General features: G+C 71.6%; 19 protein-coding genes. 7 read left to right on the top strand and 12 right to left on the bottom strand.

All coding sequences use genetic code 11. The features are described 5' to 3' along the window. Nucleotides 1–80: 80 nt before the first annotated feature. The 3 genes from QUE38_RS06975 to QUE38_RS06965 all read left to right on the top strand — a co-directional run bounded on the left by QUE38_RS06975 (nucleotide 81) and on the right by QUE38_RS06965 (nucleotide 5634). Nucleotides 81–1721, top strand: a complete 1641-nt coding sequence (locus tag QUE38_RS06975; protein ID WP_286311024.1) for an ABC transporter permease subunit — start codon at nucleotides 81–83, stop codon at nucleotides 1719–1721. Continuing rightward, nucleotides 1721–2647 carry a sugar ABC transporter permease gene (locus QUE38_RS06970; RefSeq protein ID WP_286311021.1) on the top strand — a complete coding sequence of 309 codons (927 nt, stop codon included), beginning with the start codon at nucleotides 1721–1723 and terminating at the stop codon, nucleotides 2645–2647. The genes QUE38_RS06975 and QUE38_RS06970 overlap by 1 nt, the downstream gene beginning before the upstream one ends. Before the next feature lie 89 nt (nucleotides 2648–2736). Further along, on the top strand, nucleotides 2737–5634 hold the full coding sequence (locus QUE38_RS06965; RefSeq protein WP_286311018.1) for a glycosyl hydrolase 53 family protein: 2898 nt from the start codon (nucleotides 2737–2739) through the stop codon (nucleotides 5632–5634). 76 nt (nucleotides 5635–5710) lie between these two features. Here QUE38_RS06965 and QUE38_RS06960 read toward each other — a convergent pair whose 3' ends face one another. Next, the gene (locus tag QUE38_RS06960) at nucleotides 5711–6106 is read right to left on the bottom strand and encodes a PPOX class F420-dependent oxidoreductase (protein WP_286311013.1); all 396 of its coding nucleotides are present in this window, start codon (nucleotides 6104–6106) and stop codon (nucleotides 5711–5713) included. Nucleotides 6107–6312: 206 nt separating this feature from the next. Between QUE38_RS06960 and QUE38_RS06955 the strand changes: the two genes are divergently transcribed. Then, the gene (locus tag QUE38_RS06955; protein ID WP_286311011.1) at nucleotides 6313–6735 is read left to right on the top strand and encodes a VOC family protein; all 423 of its coding nucleotides are present in this window, start codon (nucleotides 6313–6315) and stop codon (nucleotides 6733–6735) included. A gap of 62 nt (nucleotides 6736–6797) precedes the next feature. On the opposite strand, the gene QUE38_RS06950 is transcribed toward QUE38_RS06955, so the two are convergent. Genes QUE38_RS06950 through QUE38_RS06940 form a run of 3 tightly spaced genes read right to left on the bottom strand, consistent with a single transcriptional unit; the run spans nucleotide 6798 to nucleotide 9748 of the window. Then, nucleotides 6798–7976: an ABC transporter permease gene (locus QUE38_RS06950; protein ID WP_286311008.1), complete on the bottom strand. Its 1179-nt coding sequence runs from the start codon at nucleotides 7974–7976 to the stop codon at nucleotides 6798–6800. After that, nucleotides 7973–8857 (bottom strand): ABC transporter ATP-binding protein, encoded by an 885-nt coding sequence (locus tag QUE38_RS06945; protein ID WP_286311007.1) that lies wholly within the window; start codon nucleotides 8855–8857, stop codon nucleotides 7973–7975. The genes QUE38_RS06950 and QUE38_RS06945 overlap by 4 nt, the downstream gene beginning before the upstream one ends. A 45-nt stretch (nucleotides 8858–8902) precedes the next feature. Then, the gene (locus QUE38_RS06940) at nucleotides 8903–9748 is read right to left on the bottom strand and encodes a PIG-L family deacetylase (RefSeq protein WP_286311005.1); all 846 of its coding nucleotides are present in this window, start codon (nucleotides 9746–9748) and stop codon (nucleotides 8903–8905) included. Nucleotides 9749–10014: 266 nt separating this feature from the next. Between QUE38_RS06940 and QUE38_RS06935 the strand changes: the two genes are divergently transcribed. Both QUE38_RS06935 and QUE38_RS06930 read left to right on the top strand, forming a co-directional pair. Continuing rightward, nucleotides 10015–11229, top strand: coding sequence for an MFS transporter (locus QUE38_RS06935; protein WP_286311700.1), 1215 nt, complete (start codon nucleotides 10015–10017; stop codon nucleotides 11227–11229). Between the two features lie 72 nt (nucleotides 11230–11301). Beyond that, complete coding sequence (locus QUE38_RS06930; RefSeq protein ID WP_286311002.1) at nucleotides 11302–11922, top strand: hypothetical protein; 621 nt, start codon at nucleotides 11302–11304, stop codon at nucleotides 11920–11922. A 100-nt stretch (nucleotides 11923–12022) separates the two neighbouring features. Here the strand turns inward: QUE38_RS06930 and QUE38_RS06925 are convergent, their stop codons facing one another. Both QUE38_RS06925 and QUE38_RS06920 read right to left on the bottom strand, forming a co-directional pair. Next, the gene (locus QUE38_RS06925) at nucleotides 12023–12670 is read right to left on the bottom strand and encodes an SDR family NAD(P)-dependent oxidoreductase (protein WP_286311000.1); all 648 of its coding nucleotides are present in this window, start codon (nucleotides 12668–12670) and stop codon (nucleotides 12023–12025) included. A 74-nt stretch (nucleotides 12671–12744) separates the two neighbouring features. Beyond that, complete coding sequence (locus QUE38_RS06920; protein ID WP_286311698.1) at nucleotides 12745–14136, bottom strand: DUF6421 family protein; 1392 nt, start codon at nucleotides 14134–14136, stop codon at nucleotides 12745–12747. Nucleotides 14137–14513: 377 nt separating this feature from the next. Between QUE38_RS06920 and QUE38_RS06915 the strand changes: the two genes are divergently transcribed. Continuing rightward, a complete protein-coding gene (locus QUE38_RS06915) occupies nucleotides 14514–14942 on the top strand; it encodes a hypothetical protein (protein WP_286310998.1) in 429 nt (142 codons plus the stop codon). Here the strand turns inward: QUE38_RS06915 and QUE38_RS06910 are convergent. The 6 genes from QUE38_RS06910 to QUE38_RS06885 all read right to left on the bottom strand — a co-directional run bounded on the left by QUE38_RS06910 (nucleotide 14930) and on the right by QUE38_RS06885 (nucleotide 20524). Next, nucleotides 14930–15187: a type II toxin-antitoxin system RelE family toxin gene (locus tag QUE38_RS06910; RefSeq protein ID WP_286310996.1), complete on the bottom strand. Its 258-nt coding sequence runs from the start codon at nucleotides 15185–15187 to the stop codon at nucleotides 14930–14932. The genes QUE38_RS06915 and QUE38_RS06910 overlap by 13 nt on opposite strands. Further along, nucleotides 15184–15435: a type II toxin-antitoxin system Phd/YefM family antitoxin gene (locus QUE38_RS06905; protein WP_286310994.1), complete on the bottom strand. Its 252-nt coding sequence runs from the start codon at nucleotides 15433–15435 to the stop codon at nucleotides 15184–15186. The genes QUE38_RS06910 and QUE38_RS06905 overlap by 4 nt, the downstream gene beginning before the upstream one ends. 57 nt (nucleotides 15436–15492) lie before the next feature. Next, the gene (acs, locus tag QUE38_RS06900) at nucleotides 15493–17430 is read right to left on the bottom strand and encodes an acetate--CoA ligase (RefSeq protein ID WP_286310992.1); all 1938 of its coding nucleotides are present in this window, start codon (nucleotides 17428–17430) and stop codon (nucleotides 15493–15495) included. A 106-nt stretch (nucleotides 17431–17536) separates the two neighbouring features. Continuing rightward, a complete protein-coding gene (locus QUE38_RS06895; RefSeq protein WP_433996968.1) occupies nucleotides 17537–18376 on the bottom strand; it encodes an ABC transporter permease in 840 nt (279 codons plus the stop codon). A 154-nt stretch (nucleotides 18377–18530) separates the two neighbouring features. Further along, nucleotides 18531–19550 (bottom strand): aliphatic sulfonate ABC transporter substrate-binding protein, encoded by a 1020-nt coding sequence (locus tag QUE38_RS06890; protein WP_286310988.1) that lies wholly within the window; start codon nucleotides 19548–19550, stop codon nucleotides 18531–18533. A gap of 104 nt (nucleotides 19551–19654) precedes the next feature. Beyond that, entirely contained in the window at nucleotides 19655–20524 is an 870-nt protein-coding gene (locus tag QUE38_RS06885; RefSeq protein WP_286310986.1) for an ABC transporter ATP-binding protein, read from the bottom strand. Between the last annotated feature and the right edge of the window lie 121 nt (nucleotides 20525–20645).

Below are 20645 nucleotides of genomic sequence, written 5' to 3'. Positions count from 1 at the left end.
CCGTGGGGTGGGCGCGCCTGCCCACCCCACGGCACCGCTCGCACGATACTCGCAACAACATCCGTCGACGAAGGAGCACGATGTCGGTCCAGCACGATGAGGCGCAGGACCTCGAGACCACCTCGGGTCCGCCGTCGACGTCCCGCCGGGGCGGCCCCTCCGCGGAATCGCACTCCCGGGGCTGGCGCGGGCTCGGCTGGGGGTTCCTGGTCAAGCTCGCCATCATGGCGGTCATCAACGCGCTCGGACTGCTGGCGCTCATCTCCGCGTTCCGCGTGGAGTCGTGGTGGATCTTCGGCATCACGCTCGCACTGCTGGTCATCGCCGACATCGTCTACTTCACGAAGAAGGCCCTCCCGCTCAAGTACCTGCTGCCGGGGCTGGCGTTCCTCTTCGTCTTCCAGATCTTCGTCTTCGGCTACACCGCCTACATCGCGTTCACGAACTACGGCACCGGCCACGCCGGATCGATGGAGCAGGCCGTGGACGCGGCGCTCATCCAGGGCGAGCGTCGAGTCGAGGGCTCGCCCACCTACCCCCTCTCCATCGTCGAGCGCCTCGGCGGCGAGCTGGGCTTCGCCATCAACGACGGCGGCGAGGTGCTCGTCGGCACCGAGAACGAGCCGCTCTCGTCGGTCGACGTGCCGGCCGCGAGCGGTGCCCCGAGCGATGTGCCCGGCTGGACGGTCGTCGACCGCGGCCGGCTGCTCTCCGACCAGGAGCTCCAGGCCGCGGTGGTCGACCTGCGCGTGCCGGTCTCCGAGGACCCGAACGACGGCGCGATCCGCACGCGCGACGGTTCGAGCGGTGCCGTCTACACCTCGACGCTCGTCTGGGACGAGGAGGCCCAGACGATCACCGACACGGTGTCGGGCACCGTCTACGCGCCGAACGACCGCGGCAGCTTCGTCGCCGAGGACGGCAGTTCGCTGCCCACCGGCTGGTACGTGAACGTCGGGTTCGACAACTTCCTCGCGATCTTCACCGATCCGGCGCTCGCCGAGGCGCTGCTGATCGTCACCATCTGGACCTTCGCGTTCGCGCTGCTCTCGGTGGTGCTGCCGTTCGCGCTCGGACTGCTCTTCGCGCTGGTGTTCAACGATCCGCGCATCCGCGCGCGGAAGTTCCTCCGGGTGCTGTTCATCCTCCCGTATGCATTCCCGGCGTTCCTCAGCGCGCTGCTGTTCCGAGGCATGTTCAACGCCGAGTTCGGCGTGATCAACGACCTCTTCTTCTTCGGCGCCGACATCAACTGGCTCGGTGATCCATGGTTGGCCAGGGGCGCCGTGCTGTTCGTGAACGTCTGGCTGTCGTTCCCGTACTGGTTCCTCGTCTGCACGGGCGCACTGCAGTCGCTGCCGTCAGACACGCTCGAGGCCGCCGACATCGACGGCGCCGGCAAGTTCCGACGCTTCCGGTCGATCATCCTGCCGCTGCTGCTCGTCTCGACGGCGCCGCTCGCGATCGCCTCGTTCGCCGTCGGCTTCAACAACTTCACCGTCATCTACATCTTCAACGATGGTGGCCCCGTCATACCGGGTGCGCCCTACCGGCTCGGTTCGACCGACCTGCTCATCACCGCGATCTTCGACATCGCAGGCATCTCGGGCGGCGTGGCGAACTACGGGCTCGCGAGTGCGCTCTCGATCCTCGTCTTCATCGTGATCGGCCTCATCGCGGCGATCGTGTTCCGGCAGACCCGCAGGTTGGAGAATTTCTGATGACTGAGACGCGCGCAGCGACCGTCCGCGAGACCGCGGGCGCCGGTGGGAGCCGCCCGCCCCACGACCGCACCTCCGCCCGCCGTCGCCGGTGGTGGCTCGAGGTCGGCTGGAAGTACTTCTTCGCCGCGGGGATCATCTTCTACGCGGCCTTCCCGCTGGTGTACATCCTGTCCGCCTCGCTCAACCCGCGCGGCAGCCTCGCGGCGAGCAACGCGATCTTCTCCGCGGTGAGCGTCGAGAACTACCTGGCGCTCGGCGACACCTACTTCTGGGCCTGGTACGGCAACACGCTCCTCATCGGCAGCATCGCCGCCGTGGGCGCGGTGATCATCGGCGCGGCGGGCGCGTACGCGTTCTCGCGCTTCCGCTTCTCGGGCCGACGGGCGAGCCTCTCGGGCCTGCTCATCATCCAGATGTTCCCGCAGACCCTCGCGTTCGTCGCGATCCTGCTGATGCTGCTCGCGATCGGCGAGGTCATCCCGGCACTCGGCATCAACTCGAAGATCGCGCTGATCGCGCTGTACCTGGCCGGCGCGCTCGGCGCGAACACGTTCCTCATGTACGGCTTCTTCAACACGGTGCCGATCGAGATCGACGAGTCGGCGAAGATCGACGGCGCGACCCACGCGCAGATCTTCTGGCGGCTGATCATGCCGCTGGTCACGCCGATCCTGGCGGTGGTCGCCCTGCTGGCGTTCATCGCGGCGTTCGGCGACTACGTGCTCGCGAAGATCGTGCTCGTGTCGGAGGAGAACTGGACGCTCGCCGTGGGCATGTACCAGTGGGTGTCCGACCAGCTCACGTCGCGCTGGGGCCTGTTCACCGCGGGCGCGGTGCTCGCGGCCATCCCGGTGCTCGTGCTGTTCCTGTCGCTGCAGCGGTACATCGTGGGCGGGCTCACCGCGGGCGCGGTCAAGGGCTGACGAACCGCCGGGCGCGCTGAGTCGCTGCCCGGGACGAAAGGGCGGTCGCGATCCGCGGCCGCAGAGGGATCAAGGAAGATCGGAGCGCTATGCACCACTCACGCCTCAGACTGGGAGCGGTCACAGCCGCGGTCGCGGGACTCGTCGGCGGCCTCCTCGCCGCCGCACCCGCGGCTGCGGAGGAGGGGCCGGTCGACGCCGGCATCTTCGTCGAACGCGTCGAGGGCCTCCCCGACGACTTCATCAACGGCGTCGACGTCTCGAGCGTGCTCTCGCTCGAGGAGTCCGGCGTCGTGTTCCGCGACGCCGCCGGCGAGCCCGCCGACCTGTTCGACGTGCTCGCCGACCATGGCGTCACCGACGTGCGCGTGCGCGTCTGGAACGACCCGTTCGACGCCGACGGCAACGGCTACGGCGGCGGCAACGTCGACGTGGAGCGGGCCGTCGAGATCGGCGAGCGCGCCACGGCCGCGGGCCTGTCCACCCTCGTCGACTTCCACTACTCCGACTTCTGGGCCGACCCCGGCAAGCAGGACGCGCCGAAGGCGTGGGAGGGCCTCTCGGTCGCCGACACGGCGGCGGCGGTCGGTGCGTTCACGACCGACGCGCTCGAGCAGTTCGTCGCTGCGGGCGTCGACGTGCGCATGGTGCAGGTCGGCAACGAGACGAACAACGCGGTCGCGGGCGTGAGCGGCTGGGACGGCATGGCGCAGGTCTTCTCGGCGGGCTCCGCCGCGGTGCGCGCCGTACTGCCCGACGCGCTGGTCGCGCTGCACTTCACCAACCCCGAGTCATCCGGTCGCTACCTCAACTATGCGGCGGCCCTCGAGGCGCGCGGGGTGGACTACGACGTCTTCGCCTCGTCGTACTACCCGTTCTGGCACGGCTCGCTGACGAACCTCACCTCCGTGCTGTCGGACGTGGCCGACCAGTACCAGAAGCAGGTCATGGTGGCCGAGACGTCGTGGGCGTACACGCTCGAGGACGGCGACGGGCACGGCAACGTGATCGACCTGCCGAGCGAGGCCACCGCCTACCCGGTGAGCGTGCAGGGACAGGCCACCGCGGTGCGCGACGTGATGCAGGCGGTCGTCGACGTGGGCGAGGCCGGCATCGGCGTGTACTACTGGGAGCCCGCGTGGCTGCCGGTCGGGCCGCCCGAGGAGGTCGAGCAGAACCGCGTGCTCTGGGAGCGCGACGGCTCCGGCTGGGCCACCAGCTACGCCGGCGAGTACGACCCCGACGATGCGGGCGTCTGGTACGGCGGCTCGGCGTGGGAGAACCAGGCGCTGTTCGACTTCGCGGGGCACCCGCTCGAGTCGCTCAACGTCTTCGAATACGCCCGCACCGGTGCGGTCGCGCCGCGCGAGGTCGTCTCGGTCGAGCAGGTCTCGCTCATGGTCGCCGCGGGCGAGCCCTGGGCGCTGCCCGACACGCTCGAGGTGACCTACAACGACGGCTCCGTCGAGTCCGAGGCGGTCGAGTGGTCGGATGCCGCGGAGTGGATCCACGGCCCCGGCACGTACCGCGTCGGCGGGCTGACCGCTTCGGGCCTCGAGGCATCCGCCGACATCGTCGTGAAGGCCGAGAACCGGCTGCGGAACCCCGGCTTCGAGGAGGCCGACACGAGCATGTGGGTCGCCACCGGCACCGGCGTGACCGTGCGCACCGACGACGACCCGCACACCGACTACAAGTCGACGCACTTCTACTCGGGCAGCGCGTACGCGTTCACCGTGTCGCAGCAGGTCGCCGGCGTGCCGGCGGGCGAGTACGTCGCGACCGCGGCCCTGCAGGGCGACGGCATCAGCGACGCGAGCAGCGTGCAGCTCGTGGTGTCGACCTCGTCGGGGGCGTCCGCCTCGGCGGACTTCTCGATGGACGGCTGGCGCGCCTGGTCGTACCCGGTCACTCCGCCGCTCGCGGTGGCGGCCGGCGAGACCGTGACCGTGTCGATCGTGGCGAACCTCGCCGCCGGCGCGTGGGGCACGTTCGACGACGTCGAGCTCGTGCTCGCCTCGGACGAGGGTGCGGACACGACCGCGCTCGCCGACCTGGTGGCGCTGGCCGAGTCGCTCGACCCGGCACTCGTCACGCCCGAGTCGTACGCGGGCCTCGCCCTGCCGCTCGAGATCGCGCACGTGGTGCTGGGGGCGGATGCCCCGTCGCAGGCCGACGTCGACGGGGCGCTCGCGCTGCTGCGCGACGCGCTCGACGCGCTCGTGCTCGTCGGCGAGGCGCCCGCCTCGACGGTCGCGCCGGTCGCGATCACCATCGTCGACGGCGACCCGGTCGCACTGCCCGAGACGGTGTCGGTGACCGCGTGGAACGGTGCGGTCTCGTCGCAGGCCGTGAAGTGGTCGCAGCCCGACCGGCACGCGGTCGACGGCGTGGGCGTGCACGAGGTCGGCGGGCGCACCAGTGGCGCGCTCGACGCGGTCGCGACGATCACGGTGGTCGAGCGCAATCTGGTGGTCGACGGCAGCTTCGACGGCGACGGCTCCGCCTGGCAGCTCGCCGGCGACGGCGCTGCGATCGCCGCGGTCGGCGAGGACGCGTCGGACAAGCCGAACGCCGTGTCGTTCTGGCTCGGCAGCGACTACGCCGGCAGCCTGACGCAGCTGGTCGCCGACCTGCCCGCGGGCACGTACGAGCTGCGCGCGACCACGCAGGGCGACCTGCTGCAGGACGGCGACGTGCTGCAGCTGCGGGCGACCGTGGTGCAGGGCGCCCCCGGCGTCGGTCTCGGCCGCGCGTCGGAGGCCTCGGGCGGTGCGGTCGATCGCGCCCACGCGGGCAACGGCCGCACGACCACGACCTCGGTCTCGGCCCCGCTCCAGCTCACCGGCTGGCAGGACTTCCAGACGGCGACGCTGCAGTTCCAGGTGGGTCGCGGCGCCGACGTCACGGTCGCGTTCGACTGGGAGCTCTCCGCGAACGCGTGGGGCACCTTCGACGACGTGCAGCTCGTGCGCGTCGGCGACTAGGGTTCACCGGCCCCTCGGACGGGCGCGGTCGCGGGAACTCCGCGGCCGCGCCCGTCCGGCGTCCGACGGCGCCCGGTCAGTGGCGCGAGGCGCGCTCGACCGACATCCGCAGGATGACGCGGTCGGCACGGTCGGCCGGCGGCTGCATGCCGGGGTTGCCGTAGCGGGCGCCCAGGTGCACGAGGTACGAGCCGGTCGGGTCGGGGATGGCCTCGGCGAGGCGTCCGCGCAGCTCGAGGTAGCGGCCGGTGTCGTCGGGGTCGATCACGAGCAGGGTCATCGCCGGGTCGGCCATCAGGTTGCGGTACTTCACGCGCTTGGTCGTGTGGGTGAAGCGGATGTCGGTGCCGTCGAACTCGAACCACATCGGGTGCACCTGCACGGCGCCGTCGGGTCGGGTCGTGCCGAGCGCGCCGACCAGGGGTCGCTCGAGCAGGTCGACGAGGTCGTCCGGGATCACGGGGTTCGTCATGCGGTGAGCCTTCCTGCAGCGTCGGGTGCGCCGGGCGGCGGTCCCGATCGGATGCAACGACGGATGCCCCGCGACCCTTCCCCGCGCACCGTGCCGGACGCGCGTCCGGTCGACGTGGTCGGGTCGTGCCGCTCGACCGCGTACGGGGTGTGGGCGGCGCGCGGCGGGAGTACACTCCGGAACGTCACAGGAAGCGAGGAATCCTCATGGCACATCTCACCTCGATGACCGCCGTCCTGGCGGCATCCGACCTCGAACGCGCCCGCCGGTTCTGGCACGACGTGTTCGGCCTCGAACCGACCGTGTCCGACGTCACCGGCGACTACTACACGATCGGCGGCACGAGCGTGCTCGTCTACGAGACGAGCTTCTCGGGCACCGCCAAGAACACCGTGCTCTCGATCATGACCGAGAACCTCGACGCCGACATGGCCGAGTTCCGCTCGCACGGCGTCGTCTTCCACGATTACGACTTCCCGGAGGGGCTCAAGACCGTCGACGGCGTCGCCGACTTCGAGGGCTCGCGCGGAGCGTGGTTCGACGACAGCGAGGGCAACATCATCGCGCTCATGCAGCCGACCGACGAGGTGCTGCGCCAGATGCGCGGGGCCTCGGCCAGCTCGGCCTGATCGCGCGCGGAACGCCCGGCGGGCGCTTCAGCCGGCCCGCCGGGCGCTTCGTCACGCCCGCGTCACGACCCGAGCGCCTCGCGCAGCTTCACGCGTGCCCCCATGCGCAGCAGCGCGTTGCCGTAGATGCGGCTGCCGACCAGGATCGCGAGCGCCGTGGTCGCGATGAGGATCACGAGCGAGACGAGCGGCTCCCACCACTCGGCCGTGCCGAGGAACACCCGCACGGGCATGCCGACCGGTGCGGAGAACGGCACGTAGCTCATCACCGCGAGCACCGTCTCGTTGCCGTTGAAGAACACCACGAGGAAGTACGGGATCATCACGAGCATCGTGACCGGGGTGGTGGTCGTGCCCACGTCCTCCGCGCGCGACACCATTGCGGCCGCCGCGGCGAACAGGGCGGCCAGCATGACGAACCCGAACAGGAAGAACACGATGAACCACAGCACGCTCGGGCCCAGCTCGCCGAACAGCACGCGCTGACCGGTCACGGCCAGCCCGAGCAGCGCGAGCCCGGTGATCACCACGATCTGGGCGAACGCGAGCAGGCTGTTGCCCACGACCTTGCCGGTGAGCAGCGTGCGCACCGGGATCGCGGAGAGCAGCACCTCCACCACGCGGGTCTGCTTCTCCTCGACCACGCTCTGCGCGATGATCTGGCCGAACGTGAGCGCCGACATGAAGAACACGAGTCCGAAGCCGAGGGCGACGAAGTAGACGAGGCCCGGGTCCTGGTCGCTCGGCTCGAGCACCGCGACGTTCGGCGGCACCGACAGCGCCTGCACGACCGAGCCCGGAGGGCCGTCGAACCCGATGACCGTGAGTCCGATCGGCGATGCGCCGGGCTCCGCGTCGGGCACGATCTCGGCGGCGAGGGCGTCGGGCGCGACGATCGCGTCGACCTCGCCGTCGCGCAGCAGCTGCTCGGCGTCTGCGGTGTCAACGGCGTCGACGACCTGCAGCTGGTCGGTGCCGGCCAGCGCCGCCTGCGCCTCGCCGACGGCGGCCACGCTCGGCGGCTCGGCGTTCGCGCTCACGACGCTGCCGATCACGACGGCCGCGAGCGCGGCGAGCACGATGATCGCCGTCGAGACGACGAAGGCGACGCTGCGCAGGCGAACCATGATCTCGCGCACCGCGACGAGCCACGCGCTGGCCGCGAAGCCCGGTGCGGCGGGTCGCGCGTCGGACGCGATCCGGGACTGCGGTGCGGCCCCGGACTGCTCGACCCGGCTCATCGCACGACCTCCCGGAAGATCTGGGCGAGCGTGGTCTGCTCGCGGGTGAAGCTGACGACCTCGCCGAGCTCGACCGCGCGGCGGAGCACGGCCTGCCTCGTGGCATCCGCATCGACGTCGAACAGCGCCCACCCGCCGTCGCTGTCGACGACCTCGACGCCCGGCACTTCGTGCAGCCAGCCCGCGTCCACGCTCAGCAGCAGCTCGTAGCGCGACGAGCGGTGCGCCTCGCGGAGCGCGTCCCGCTCGCCCGCGGCGGCGATGCGGCCGCCCGCGATGATGACGAGGTCGTCGCAGAGCCGCTCGACGATGTCGAGCTGGTGCGACGAGAAGAGCACGGGGGCGCCGGCTGCCGCGGCATCCGTCAGCACCTGCTGCACCGACTCGACCGCGATCGGGTCGAGTCCCGAGAACGGCTCGTCGAGCACGAGCACCTCGGGCCGGTGCACGAGCGCCGCGGCGATCTGCGCGCGCTGCTGGTTGCCGAGCGAGAGGGTCTCGAGCTTGTCGTCCCTGCGCTCCTCGAGCGAGAGGCGCTCGAGCAGTTCGAGTGCGTTGCGGCGCGCCGCGGCGGGCGCCCAGCCGTGCAGGCGGGCGAAGTAGACGAGTTGCTCGAGCACGCGCATCTTGGGGTACAGCCCGCGCTCCTCGGGCATGTAGCCGAACCGCTGACGGTCGGTCTGCGTCAGCCCGCGCCCGTCGAGCGTCACCGTGCCGCGGTCGGCCTCGAGCACGCCGAGCACGATGCGCATCGCGGTGGTCTTGCCGGCCCCGTTGCCGCCGACGAAGCCGGTCATGCGGCCGGGGGCGACGGTGAAGGAGACGTCGTCGAGGGCGAGGCGCTCGCCGTACGACTTGGACACGTGGTCGAGTCGGAGCATGGCGTCCACGCTACGCGTTCCACGCGCGCCGGGGCACCGCCCGACTCAGCCGAGCGGGTCGGCCGCGAGGTCGCGCACCGCGTAGAACTCGTGGTCCCACAGCGCGTAGATCACCCACGTCGGCAGGATGTACGACGCCGGCATGAAGTCGCGCTGCGAGGCGTGGATCTGCCACCCCTCGAACTTCTTGCCCACCTCGGCAGGCATCGCGTAGTCGGGGTCGGGCTGGTTCGCGGCGACGAACGCGCCGGTCTCGCCGCCGAACATCGTGAGCGCCTTCGTCGGGCTGATCGTGTAGACGATGGTGTCGGGCCCGGGGTAGGGGCCGCCGGATGCCTCGAGCTGCCCGATCGCGAGCTCCGTCGCCCGCCCGATCTCCATGTGGTCGGCGTGGCCCGTCGCGCCCGACTCGGGCCAGAACGTGACCACCACGTCGGGGCGGAACTCGGCCATGGCGTCGGCGATGCGCTCGACCAGCTCCTCCTCGTCGACCCCGGGCACGCCGCCGTCGGGGTAGTGCCACACGTCGTGCTCGTCGACGCCCAGGTTGAAGCTGTTCTTCAGCGCCTCCGCTTCGCGCACGATGCCGAGGTCGTCCTGCCGGGCGACGACGGGCACCTGGTGGCCGGCCTCGCCGCGCGTCGCGGTGATCAGCGCGGTCTCGGCGCCGTCGTGGTGCTTCGCCCGCCAGAACAGCCCGTTCACGGTCTGCTCGTCGTCGGGGTGGGCGAAGACTCCGAGCACGCGCTCGCCGCCGACCTCCCCGATCACCGAGTCGACGCCGGTCGCGGTGGGCATGTGGAACAGGTCGCGTCCCGCCCAGTACGCGGCGCCCAGGGCGGCGACGACGACGGCGGAGACGGTGATGAGCGCGACGGTGCGCTTGCGCATGGGGTGGTGCCTTCGGTTCGGGGTGCGGATGCTCCGGTGCGCCGTTTCGGGTCGGCGCGCGGGGCGACGCAGAATCGTACCCCGGCGGCATCCGCTCGCTGCAATCGCGCGCACCACGGCTGTGCATTCGCGGAGGCCTCGCCCGCGCGGGGGTCGACGCGGACGCCCGGTGGGCGCATGATGAGGGTGGGTTCGGCGGCGGGAGCGGCGACGGGGAACGCGCGGTGACGACCGCACGGCGGGTGCAGGGCGTCTACCTCTCGCTCATGCTGGGCAACACGCTCGCGGCCTCGTTCATCTGGGGCATCAACACCCTGTTCCTGCTCGATGCGGGGCTGTCGAACCTCGAGGCGTTCGCGGCGAACGGCTTCTACCTGCTCGGCATGCTCGTGTTCGAGGTGCCCACCGGCGTCATCGCCGACACCGTCGGTCGGCGCGCGTCGTACCTGCTCGGCACCGTCACGCTCGCCGTCACCACCGCGCTCTACTGGCTGATGTGGCTCTGGCAGTCGCCGTTCTGGGCCTGGGCGCTCGCGTCGATGCTGCTCGGCCTCGGCTTCACGTTCTTCTCGGGGGCGGTCGAGGCGTGGCTCGTCGATGCGCTCGCCGCGACCGGATACACCGGAACCCTCGAGGGCGTGATCGGGCGCGGCGTCGTCGTCTCCGGCGTGGCGATGCTCGTCGGGTCGGTGCTGGGCGGCGTGATCGCGCAGCTGACCGACCTCGGCGTGCCGTTCCTCGTCCGCGCCGGCATCCTCGTCGCGATGTTCGTGCTCGCGTTCGTCGCGATGCGCGATCTCGGGTTCACGCCCGACCGCAGCGAGGGGCCGATCCGCGCGACGAGGACCATCCTGCGCGAATCGCTGCGGCACGGGCTCGGCAACCGGCCCGTGCGCTGGATCATGCTCGCGGGCGTGTTCACGTCGGGGGTCGGCTTCTACGCGTTCTACGCCCTCCAGCCCTACCTGCTCGAGCTCTTCGGCGACGACGACGCCTACTCCATCGCCGGGCTCGCCGCGGCGCTGGTCGCCGGCGCCCAGGTCGTGGGCGGCCTCGCCGCCCCGCTCGTGCGGCGGCTGGTGCGACGGCGCACGAGCGCGCTGATACTCATCACCGGCGCCACCTCGCTCGTGCTCGTTGCCATGTGGCTGTTCCAGAACTTCTGGGTCGCGCTCGTGCTCATCGCGCTCTGGGGCGTGCTCTTCGCCGCCGAGATGCCGATCCGCCAGGCGTACCTCAACGACATGATCCCCTCGAAGCAGCGCGCCACCGTGCTGTCCTTCTCCTCGCTCGTCGGAAGCGCCGGCGGCGCGGTCGTGCAGCCCGCGCTCGGTCGCGCGGCGGACGTCTGGAGCTACGGCGCGTCGCTGGCCATCGGCGGCGTGATCCACGCCGTCGCGATCCCGTTCTTCGCGCTGAGCGCGCGCGAGCACCACCCCGCCGACCGGGCGACGACCGCGGAGCGCCGCGACGACGGGTAACGTGTGCGGGTGAGCCGCGCCCGATTCCTCCACCGCATGCGATCGCTGCGACGGGTCCGGACCCTCCGACGCGTGAATCGGGTGTTCGGCGGTGCGGCCCTCACCGGGCTCGGGCTGTTCGTGGTGGGAGCGATCGTCCTCGGCGTCGCGGAGGCGGGAGTCGGCGATCGGAACGTCGGAGCCGCGATCCTGATGTCGGGTCTCGTGCTCATCGCGGTGTTCTGGCCCGTGTGGGGCACGTGGTCGGGGGTGCTCGACAGGGCGCAGACCGACGTGCTGGGCCGCGTGCGCGAACATACCGCGTGGACCATGGGGCTCACCGTGCTGATCGGCGTCGGGGTGCTCTTCGTGCTGTTCGGCGCGGTGCCGTTCATGCTGCTCGATGACGGGCCCGACGCGCTCGGTGCGACGCTCGTCGTGCTGGCGATCGTCGGAGTCGTGCTCGTGGCTGCGGTCGTCGCGGGCTCCGCGATCGCGGGGGCGGTCGTGCTGGGCGGTGCGGCGTGGTGGTGGGTCGGCGTGGTGTTCGACCTCGGCTTCGCCGCAGTGGTGGCCGGACTCGCCGGCGGGCCCGGCTGGCTGGTCGCGCCCGGGGTGGTGCTGCTCGCGCTCTCGGTGTGGTGCTTCGAACTCGCGCGGCGCGCGGGCGTGCGGAAGGCGTCCGCAGCGAAGCAGATGGCGGGAACCGTCTGAGGGCCGATTCTCGGCCTGAGTGCTGAAGCTCCGGCCCTCCGTGCGAGATTCGGCCCTCAGGGGTGATCGTTGCGCGGAGGCGCGGGCCCGCCGGCCCGGCTCAGGCGAGGGTCGTGGTGCGGCCGTTCAGCTCAGTGGCATCCGCTGCCCACAGCCCGACCACGGCGTCGGCGAGCGTGCCCTCGAGCCCCGAGAGCGAGCGGACGCGGAAGATCGTCGCCGCGCCCGTGTCGCCGGCCTTGGCGAAGCCGTCGGCGAGGGAGCGCATCCACGACTCGCTCGCGGCCTTGACCGCGCTGTAGTTCGCGCTGCCGGCCGTGGGCTGCTCGACCGTGGTGGAGGAGACGATCGCGATGCGCCCGGCATCCGATGCGGTGAGGTCGTCCCAGAACGTGCGGCTGATGAACCGCAGCGCCGTGAAGCTCGTCTCGAGTGCGCGGAAGTCGTCGTCGGTCTGCCCGGGGATGCCCCCGCCGCCGCGCCAGCCGCCGACCAGGTGCACGACGCCGTCGACGTCGCCGATGCGGGCGTGCACGCGCATCGACAGCTCGAGCACGTCGTACTTGACGGTCAGGTCGGCGAGTTCGGTGATCACCCCGGGCACGGATGCCTCGAGCTCGTCGAGTCGGCCCCGGTTCGAGCCGACCGCGATGACCCGCGCCCCGTCGGCGAGCAGCGCCCGCGCGACCGCGCGCCCCGACGCGCTCGTCGCCCCCGCGATCAGTACCGTGCGTCCGTCCGTGCTCACGTGCGTCTCCCCTCGCCTGGGCCGGCGTCGTCCTTCGAGCCTGCCCGATCGCGGCCCGGTCGGCCAGCCCCTGATCAGGCGTCGGGGGTCGCGCCGGTGATGCCCACGGTCGAGGCGATCACGTCGCGCATCTTCTTCTCGAGCGCCTCGTAGAACATCGACAGCGGGAACTCGTCGTCCATGACGAGGTCGGTGTAGCCGCGCGGGGCGCCCGCGAGCACCTCGTCGGGCAGTCCGCGCGCCCACTGCGACGCCGGATTCGGCTCGAGCACGCCCGAGACGAGCTCGTACGCCGCGAGCCAGTGCGCGGTCTTCGGCCGGTCGATCGAGCGCCAGTACAGCTCGTCGATCGCGTCGCCGAGGGCGACGACCGCGTCGGGCACGCCCTCCCAGTCGAACGCGAGCTTCGTGTCGGTCCAGTGCAGCACGCCGCGCTGGTGCAGCCACGCGAACAGCAGCTGCCCGCCGAGCCCGTCGTAGTTGCGCACGCGCGTGCCCGTGATGGCGAAGCGGAAGATGCGGTCGAAGATCACCGCGTACTGCACGAGGCGGGCGAGGTCGAGCACGTACGCCTCGACGTCGGTGAGCGGTTCGCCCGAGGCATCCGCCGCCCTGGCCTCGAGCCTGCGCTGGATGCGCACCGCCTCGCGGAACGCGGTCATGTCGCAGCGCAGCTCCTCGAGCGAGTAGAGGAAGAACGGCATGCGCTGCTTGATCATGAACGGGTCGAACGGCAGGTCGCCGCGCATGTGCGTGCGGTCGTGGATGAGGTCCCACATCACGAACACGCGCTCGGTGAGGCGCTGGTCGTCGAGCATGCGGGCGGCGTCGGCGGGCAGGTCGAGCTTCGTGATGTCGGCGGCGGCGCGCACGACGCGGCGGTAGCGCGCGGCTTCGCGGTCCTGGAAGATCGCGCCCCACGTGAACGGCGGGATCTCGCGCATCGCGACCGTCTCGGGGAACAGCACGGCCGAGTTCGTGTCGTAGCCGGGCGTGAAGTCGACCAGGCGCAGGCTCACGAACAGCGCGTTGCCGTAGTCGGATGCCTCGAGGTGCGCGATCGACTCGGGCCAGATCGTCTCGACGACGAGCGCCTCGAGGTGCCGGTCGGCGGAGCCGTTCTGGGTGAGCATCGGGAACACGACGAGGTGGCGCAGCCCGTCGATGCGGTGCCGCTGCGGCTGGAACGCGACGAGCGAGTCGAGGAAGTCGGGCACGCCGAGCCCCTCGTCGCGCCAGCGGCGCAGGTCGCGCGGCAGCTGGGCGAGGTAGTCGGCGTCGTGCGGGAAGCGCGGCGCGAGGGCGTCGACGGCGTTCGCGACACGGTCGACGAGAGCGGATGCCTCGGGGTGGTCGCCCTCCTCGGGGACGGAACCGTCCTTCGCCTGGAGCGCCTGCAGGGCCGTTGCGGCCTGCTTCAGGTCGAGCCACGCGGGGTCGTGCTCGACGCCGTGCGCGAGTTCGATGCCGGCGGCCGTGCTGGGCGCGTCGGCGGTGTCGATGCGGGGGTCGAGCTGGGTCTGCGACACGGTTGCCTCCGATCTCGCGGCCGTCGTCGGCCAGGGTGCGAAGCGGCGGATCTGCCGCTTGCAGCAAGGCTAGGCGCAAGATCGCGGCGATTGGTTGCGATCTGACGCACGTATCGTGCGGCTGCGCGGCCAGCCGCGGTGGAGTTCGCGGGCCTGCGCAGCATTGCGCCGTTCGGCGTCCGAGGCGGTGGGTGCCCGTGCTCCGTGCAGGGAGCGCGCGGACTCACAGCGGGCGCCGGTGCGAGGCATAGCCCGCTCATGGGATCGCTGCCTACCGTGGCCGCAACAGTCCCCGAGAGAGCCGAGGTTCCCGCATGTCCGCAACCCCCGCACGCCCCGTGTCCCCCGCGAAGCTCGCGCTGCCGCTGATCGGCCTCGCCGGCTCGATCGCCGTGCTGGCGTACGGCGCGCTGATGACCGCGCGCACCATGGGCGCCCTCACGACCGCGCTCGACACGGGCGCCGCGACCGCGGCCGACGTGTACGGCGGGCAGTCGTGGGTCGTCGTCTGGGCGGCCGTGCTCGGCGCCGGCATCATCGGCACCGTCGTCGCGATCTCCGCACTCGCGGTGCTCGTCGGCTTCGGCGCGCTGCGCGGCGCGGCCGTGGAGCCTGTGCCGGTCGACGAGGCCGACGCGGCCGACGACTACGTCTGGGACGACGACGAGCCCGCCGCGTCGGATGCCCCGGACGCCGAGGCCGACGAGGCGACTCCGACGCGTGAGCTGGCTCAGCGGTCGTAGACGTCGCGGCGGTGACCGAGGGTGACGACGACCACGAGCAGTACGTCGTCACGGATCGTGTAGATGATCCGGTAGTCGCCCACGCGCACGCGGAGCCCATCCCGGCCGCGAAGCGCCTTCGCCCCGGGTGGTCGGGGGTCGGTGCCGAGCAGGGCGATCGCGCCGCGGATGCGGTCGCGGTCCTGGTGGTCGACGCGCTTCAGTGCGCGGACGGCGGCGGGCCGGAGCTCGATCCGGTAGGTCACGACTCCCAGCCCAGGTCCTGCTTGACCTGGTCCCACGGGATGTTCTCGCCCTCTTCCGCCATCGCCTCGTCGAAGGCGGCGGCGTCCTCGGCGTCCTCGAGCGCCTCGAGCATGCGGTCGTACTGCTCGGGGCTCACCACGACCGCGGCGCGCCGACCGCGTCGCTCGATGACGACCGCCTCGCGCTGCGATCGCTTGATCACGTCGGAGAGGTGGCTGCGGGCGTCCGCGACGCTGACGTTGAACATGCCCGAAGTGTACATCTGCACATCTCAGATGTACACGAACCAGCTCGTGGCCGCCTCTCAGCGGGCGAGCAGCTCCGCGATGCGGGCCGGCGCGGCCTCGTCCTGCAGCGACGTGGTGTCGCCGAGCGGGCGGCCCTCGGCGAGGTCGACCAGCAGGCGGCGCATGATCTTGCCCGAGCGGGTCTTCGGCAGGTCGGGCACGAGCACGACGTCGCGCGGCTTCGCGATCGGGCCAATCGCTGCGGCGACATGCGCCCGCAGCGCGGCGATGCGAGCGGATGCCTCGGGGGAGGCATCCGCCCCGCCCGTCAGCCCGTCGGAGGCGACCACGAAGGCCGCGACCGCCTCGCCCGTCGTGGGATCCGACACCCCGACCACCCCGGCCTCGCCGACCGAGGGGTGCGCGACCAGCGCCGACTCGATCTCGATGGTCGAGAGTCGGTGGCCCGACACGTTGATGACGTCGTCGACGCGGCCGAGCAGCCAGATGTCGCCGTCGGCGTCGACCTTCGCGCCGTCGCCCGAGAAGAAGTAGCCGCGATCGGCGAAGCGCGCCCAGTACGAGTCGCGATACCGCTCGGGGTCGCCCCACACCGTACGGGCCATGCCCGGCCAGGTGCCGTCGATCACGAGGTAGCCGCCCGAGCCGCGGGGCACGTCGTCGCCGCGGTCGTCGACCACGCGCGTGCGCAGGCCCGGCAGCGCGCGCAGCGACGAGCCGGGCTTCAGCGTCGAGACGCCGGGCAGCGGCGCCATGACGGCGGCGCCGGTCTCGGACTGCCACCAGGTGTCGACGATCGGCGCGGTGCCGGCGCCGAGCTGCTCGCGGAACCACACCCACGCCTCGGGGTTGATCGCCTCGCCCACCGAGCCGAGCAGGCGGATGCTGGACAGGTCGTGCTCTGCCGGCACCCCCTCGGGGAACCAGGTCATGAGCGAGCGCACCAGCGTCGGCGCCGTGTAGTAGGTCGTGACGCCGTAGCGCTCGATGATCTCGAAGTGGCGGGCCGGATGCGGCGTGTTCGGCGTGCCCTCGTAGATGACGCTCGTGATGCCGTTCGAGAGCGGGCCGTAGAGCACGTACGAGTGCGCGGTCACCCACGCGAGGTCGGCGGTGCACCAGTAGACGTCGTCGGGCTTCGCGTCGAACACCGCCCAGTGGGTCGCCGACGCGTGGGTGAGGTACCCGCCCGAGGTGTGCACGAGCCCCTTCGGCTTGCCGGTCGTGCCCGAGGTGTAGATCACGAACAGCGGCGTCTCGGCGTCGAACGCCTCGGCCTCGTGCTCGGCCGACGCGGTGTCGACGACGTCGTGCCACCAGACGTCGCGGCCGGCGGTCCACGGCACGTCGGGCGTCTCGTCGCCGGTGCGGCGCACGACCAGCAGGTGCTCGACGGATGCCACGCCGGCGACCGCCTCGTCGGCAGCGTGCTTCACGGGCACGGCGGCCCCGCGGCGGAACTGCCCGTCGGTCGTCACGACGAGCTTCGCGCCCGTGTCCTCGACGCGGAAGCGCAGCGCCTCGGCCGAGAACCCGCCGAACACGAGCGAGTGCACGGCGCCGATGCGCGCGATCGCGAGCGTGATGATCACGGTCTCGGGAATGACCGGCAGGTAGAGCACGACGCGGTCGCCGCGCTCGACGCCCAGCGCGGTGAGGGCGTTCGCCGCGCGCTTCACCTCGCGCTCGAGGTCGGCGTAGGTGAGGGTGCGGCGGTCGCCGCGCTCGCCCTCGAAGTGGAACGCGACCTTCTCCCCTCGACCCGCGGCCACGTGGCGGTCGACGCAGTTCACGGCGACGTTCAGGCGCCCGCCCGCGAACCACTCGGCGCGGGGCACGGTCAGCCCGCCGTCGGCGGTCGGGGCGGCCGGATGCCACGTGTGCGTCGTGTGCCAGGGCTCCGCCCAGTCGAGGCGCGCGGCCTGCTCGGCCCAGTACGCGACGGGGTCGGCGGCGGCCGCGGCGTGGAGCGCGTCGGCGTGGGCGGCGGTCACGTTCGCCGCGTCGGCGAACGGTGCGGGGGCGCGAAGCGACGCTCCTCGTGGAGCAGGGCGTCGAGGGTCATGCGGGTCCTGTCGGTGCGTGGTGCGGGTGCGGCGATCAGGTCCACCGGCGCACGGCCCAGCGCTCGAACACGCCGATGAGCGAGTCGGAGAGCTTGCCGATCACGGCGAGCAGGATGATCGCGAGGAACGTGCGGTCGAGTCGGCCCGTGTTCGTCGAGTCGGTCAACAGGAAGCCGAGCCCCATCGACGCGCCGAGCAGTTCGGCGGCGACGAGGAACAGCCACGCCTGGGCGAGCGCGAGGCGCAGGCCCGCGATGGTCTCGGGGATGACGGCGGGCAGCTGCACGGTGCCGAACAGGCGCGTGCCGTGCAGGCCGAACGCGCGGGCGGCCTCGATGAGCTGCCGGTCGACGTGGCGCAGCGCGCTCGCGACGACGGTGTAGACGGGGAAGAACGAGCCGATGATGATCAGCGTGATCTTCGACTCCTCGCCGAGCTTCAGCCAGAGGATCAGCAGCGGCAGCCAGGCGAGGCTGGGCACGGCGCGCAGGGCGCCGAGGGTCGGGGTGAGCAGGATGTCGCCGAGCTTCGACAGGCCGACGATCGCGCCGAACAGCAGGCCGAGCGTCGCGCCGATCGCGAAGCCGATGAGCACGCGCTGGGTCGAGATCGCGACGTACTGCCAGAACAGGCCGCGCTCGATGAGGTCGATGAGCGCGAGCCAGACCATCGTCGGGCTCGGCAGCTGGGAGGTCGGGACGATGCCGTTCTCCGACACCAGGTGCCAGGTGAGCAGCACGATGACGGGGATGATCGCCCCGCCGACGATCACGAACCACTTGCGGTCGACGAGTCGGCGGCCGAGCGTCGGCGCAGCGGGGCGCGCGGCTGCGGGCGCGGGCCGGCTCGGGGCATCCGTCGTCTGCTGTGTCATGCCGGCGCTCCTCGCGGTCGTGGTCGTGGTGGGTTCGGGGGTGGTGCGCGGATGCGCCGAGCGATGACGCTCCCCGTCGCGGTCGTCCGGTCGTGCCCGGTCGGTCGTCGTCGTGGTGGTCATCGCTCGGCGCTCCTCAGGATGCCAGCTGGCGTCAGCCGCCGAAGCGGCTCGAGTCGGCGGCCTCGGCGAAGGACGCGTCGATCAGCGTGGCGAGTGCCTCGTCGACCTGGTCCTGCGAGGCGACGTCGCCGAGCTCGACGAACACCGGGCCGATCTTCGCGAACAGGTCGAGCTGCGCGTCGCCGGGGATGCCCGAGACGTCGAGGTTCGAACGCTCGTCGATGACCTTCTGCGCGATCGACACGTCGAGGCTCGCGACCTCGGCGAGGATCTCGGCGGTCTCCTCCGGGTTCTCCTGCGCCCAGACGCGTGCCGACTCGTAGGCGTCGATCACGAGCTGGAGCAGCTCGGGACGGTTCTCGATGAAGTCCTCGGTGGCGTTCAGCGCACCGTAGGAGTTGAAGTCGACGTTGCGGTAGAACAGCTCCGCGCCGTCGACCTCGGCACCGGCCATGATCGGGTCGAGGCCCGCCCACGCGTCGACCGAGCCGTTCTGGAGCGCGGCCCAGCCGTCGGCGTGCTGCACGTTCTCGACCGTGATGTCGTCGATCGAGACGCCCTCGGCCTCGAGCGACTGGAGCAGGAAGAAGTACGGGTCGGTGCCCTTGGTCGCGGCGACCTTCTTGCCGACGAGGTCCTCGACGCTCGAGATGCCGTTGTCGGGCAGGGTGACCAGCGCCGACCACTCGGGCTGCGAGTAGATGTCGACGAGCTTGATGGTCGAGCCGTTGGCGCGGGCGAGCAGCGCGGCCGAACCGGCGGTCGAGCCGACGTCGATGGCGCCCGCGCGGAGCGCCTCGTTGGCCTTGTTCGAGCCGGCGGACTGGATCCACGTGACGTCGAGGCCCTCGGCCTCGAGCCAGCCCTGGTCCTTGATGATGAGGCTCAGCGGGTTGTAGGTCGCGAAGTCGATGTTCAGGCTCTGGCCCTCGAAGCCGTCGCCGGTGCCCTCGCTGGAGGAGCCGCTGTTCTCGCCCGCGACGCAGCCGGTGAGCAGCAGGGCGGATGCCGCGGCCGCAGCCGCGAGGGTCAGGAGTTTCGTGCGTGCCATGGGGGTGCTTCCTTCTCTGGGTGCAGGTGTGCTGTGTGGTCGTCTCGGCCGGATGCAGCGGGGATCGCCCGCGGCTCCATCGCCGGTCGGTGGGGTGGTGCGGGTCAGTAGGGGTAGTGCGGGATGGTCTTCGTGACCTCGACGCCGCGGGCCGAGCCGTGGCGGTCGATGCCGAGGCCGTCGAGGAGACGGCCGCGGAGTTCTGCGAGCTCGGCCGAGCCGCGGTCGCGCGGGCGGTGGCCCGGCACGACGACGGTCTGGCGGATGTCGGCGCCGGGGGCACCGCCGTCGTTGCCGAGCAGGATGATGCGGTCGGCGAGCTGGAGCGCCTCGTCGACGTCATGCGTGACGAGCAGCACCGTGGTCGGGGCGGCCGCGTGCACGTCGAGCAGGAGGTCCTGCATCTTCAGGCGCGTGAGCGCGTCGAGTGCGCCGAACGGCTCGTCGAGCAGCAGCACGCCGGGGTTGCGCGCGAGCGCACGGGCGAGCGAGGTGCGCTGCGCCATGCCGCCCGAGATCTCGCGCGGGCGGTGGTCGGCGAAGTCGGCCAGGCCGACCAGTTCGATCAGGCGCTCGACGACCGCGCGGCCCTCGGCCTTGGCGGTGCCGCGGGGCAGGCCGAGCGCGATGTTCGCGGCGACGCTGCGCCAGGGGAGCAGCCGCGGCTCCTGGAAGCCGACGGCGCAGCGGGCGTCGTAGCGGTCGACGGGAACGCCGTCGATGGTCACGGAACCGGACGTCGGCGCGTCGAGCCCGCCGGCGATGCGGAGCAGCGTCGACTTGCCGCATCCGCTCGGCCCCAGGATCGCCAGGATCTCGCCCGGCTCGACCTCGATCTCGACGTCGCGGAGCACCTGGCGCTGCTCGCCTCCCGCCGCCGGGAACGCCCGGCCGAGGTCGTCGAACCGCACGCCGTACGCGTGGTTGGGCACCTCGCCGAGACCGGCGATCGGTGCGACGGTCGAGGTGCTCATGGTGTGGCTCCGCAGGTCGTTGATCGGGACATCTTCGAAGGTAGACGCGGGGCCCGCCCGTGTCAGGCCGGCCCGGAACACGACGTAACACACGCCAGGGGTATGCGGCGGATGCCTCGTC

This window comes from Agromyces mangrovi, from assembly GCF_030296695.1.
Taxonomy (GTDB): domain Bacteria; phylum Actinomycetota; class Actinomycetes; order Actinomycetales; family Microbacteriaceae; genus Agromyces; species Agromyces mangrovi.
This window is presented reverse-complemented; position numbering and strand designations above follow the sequence as displayed.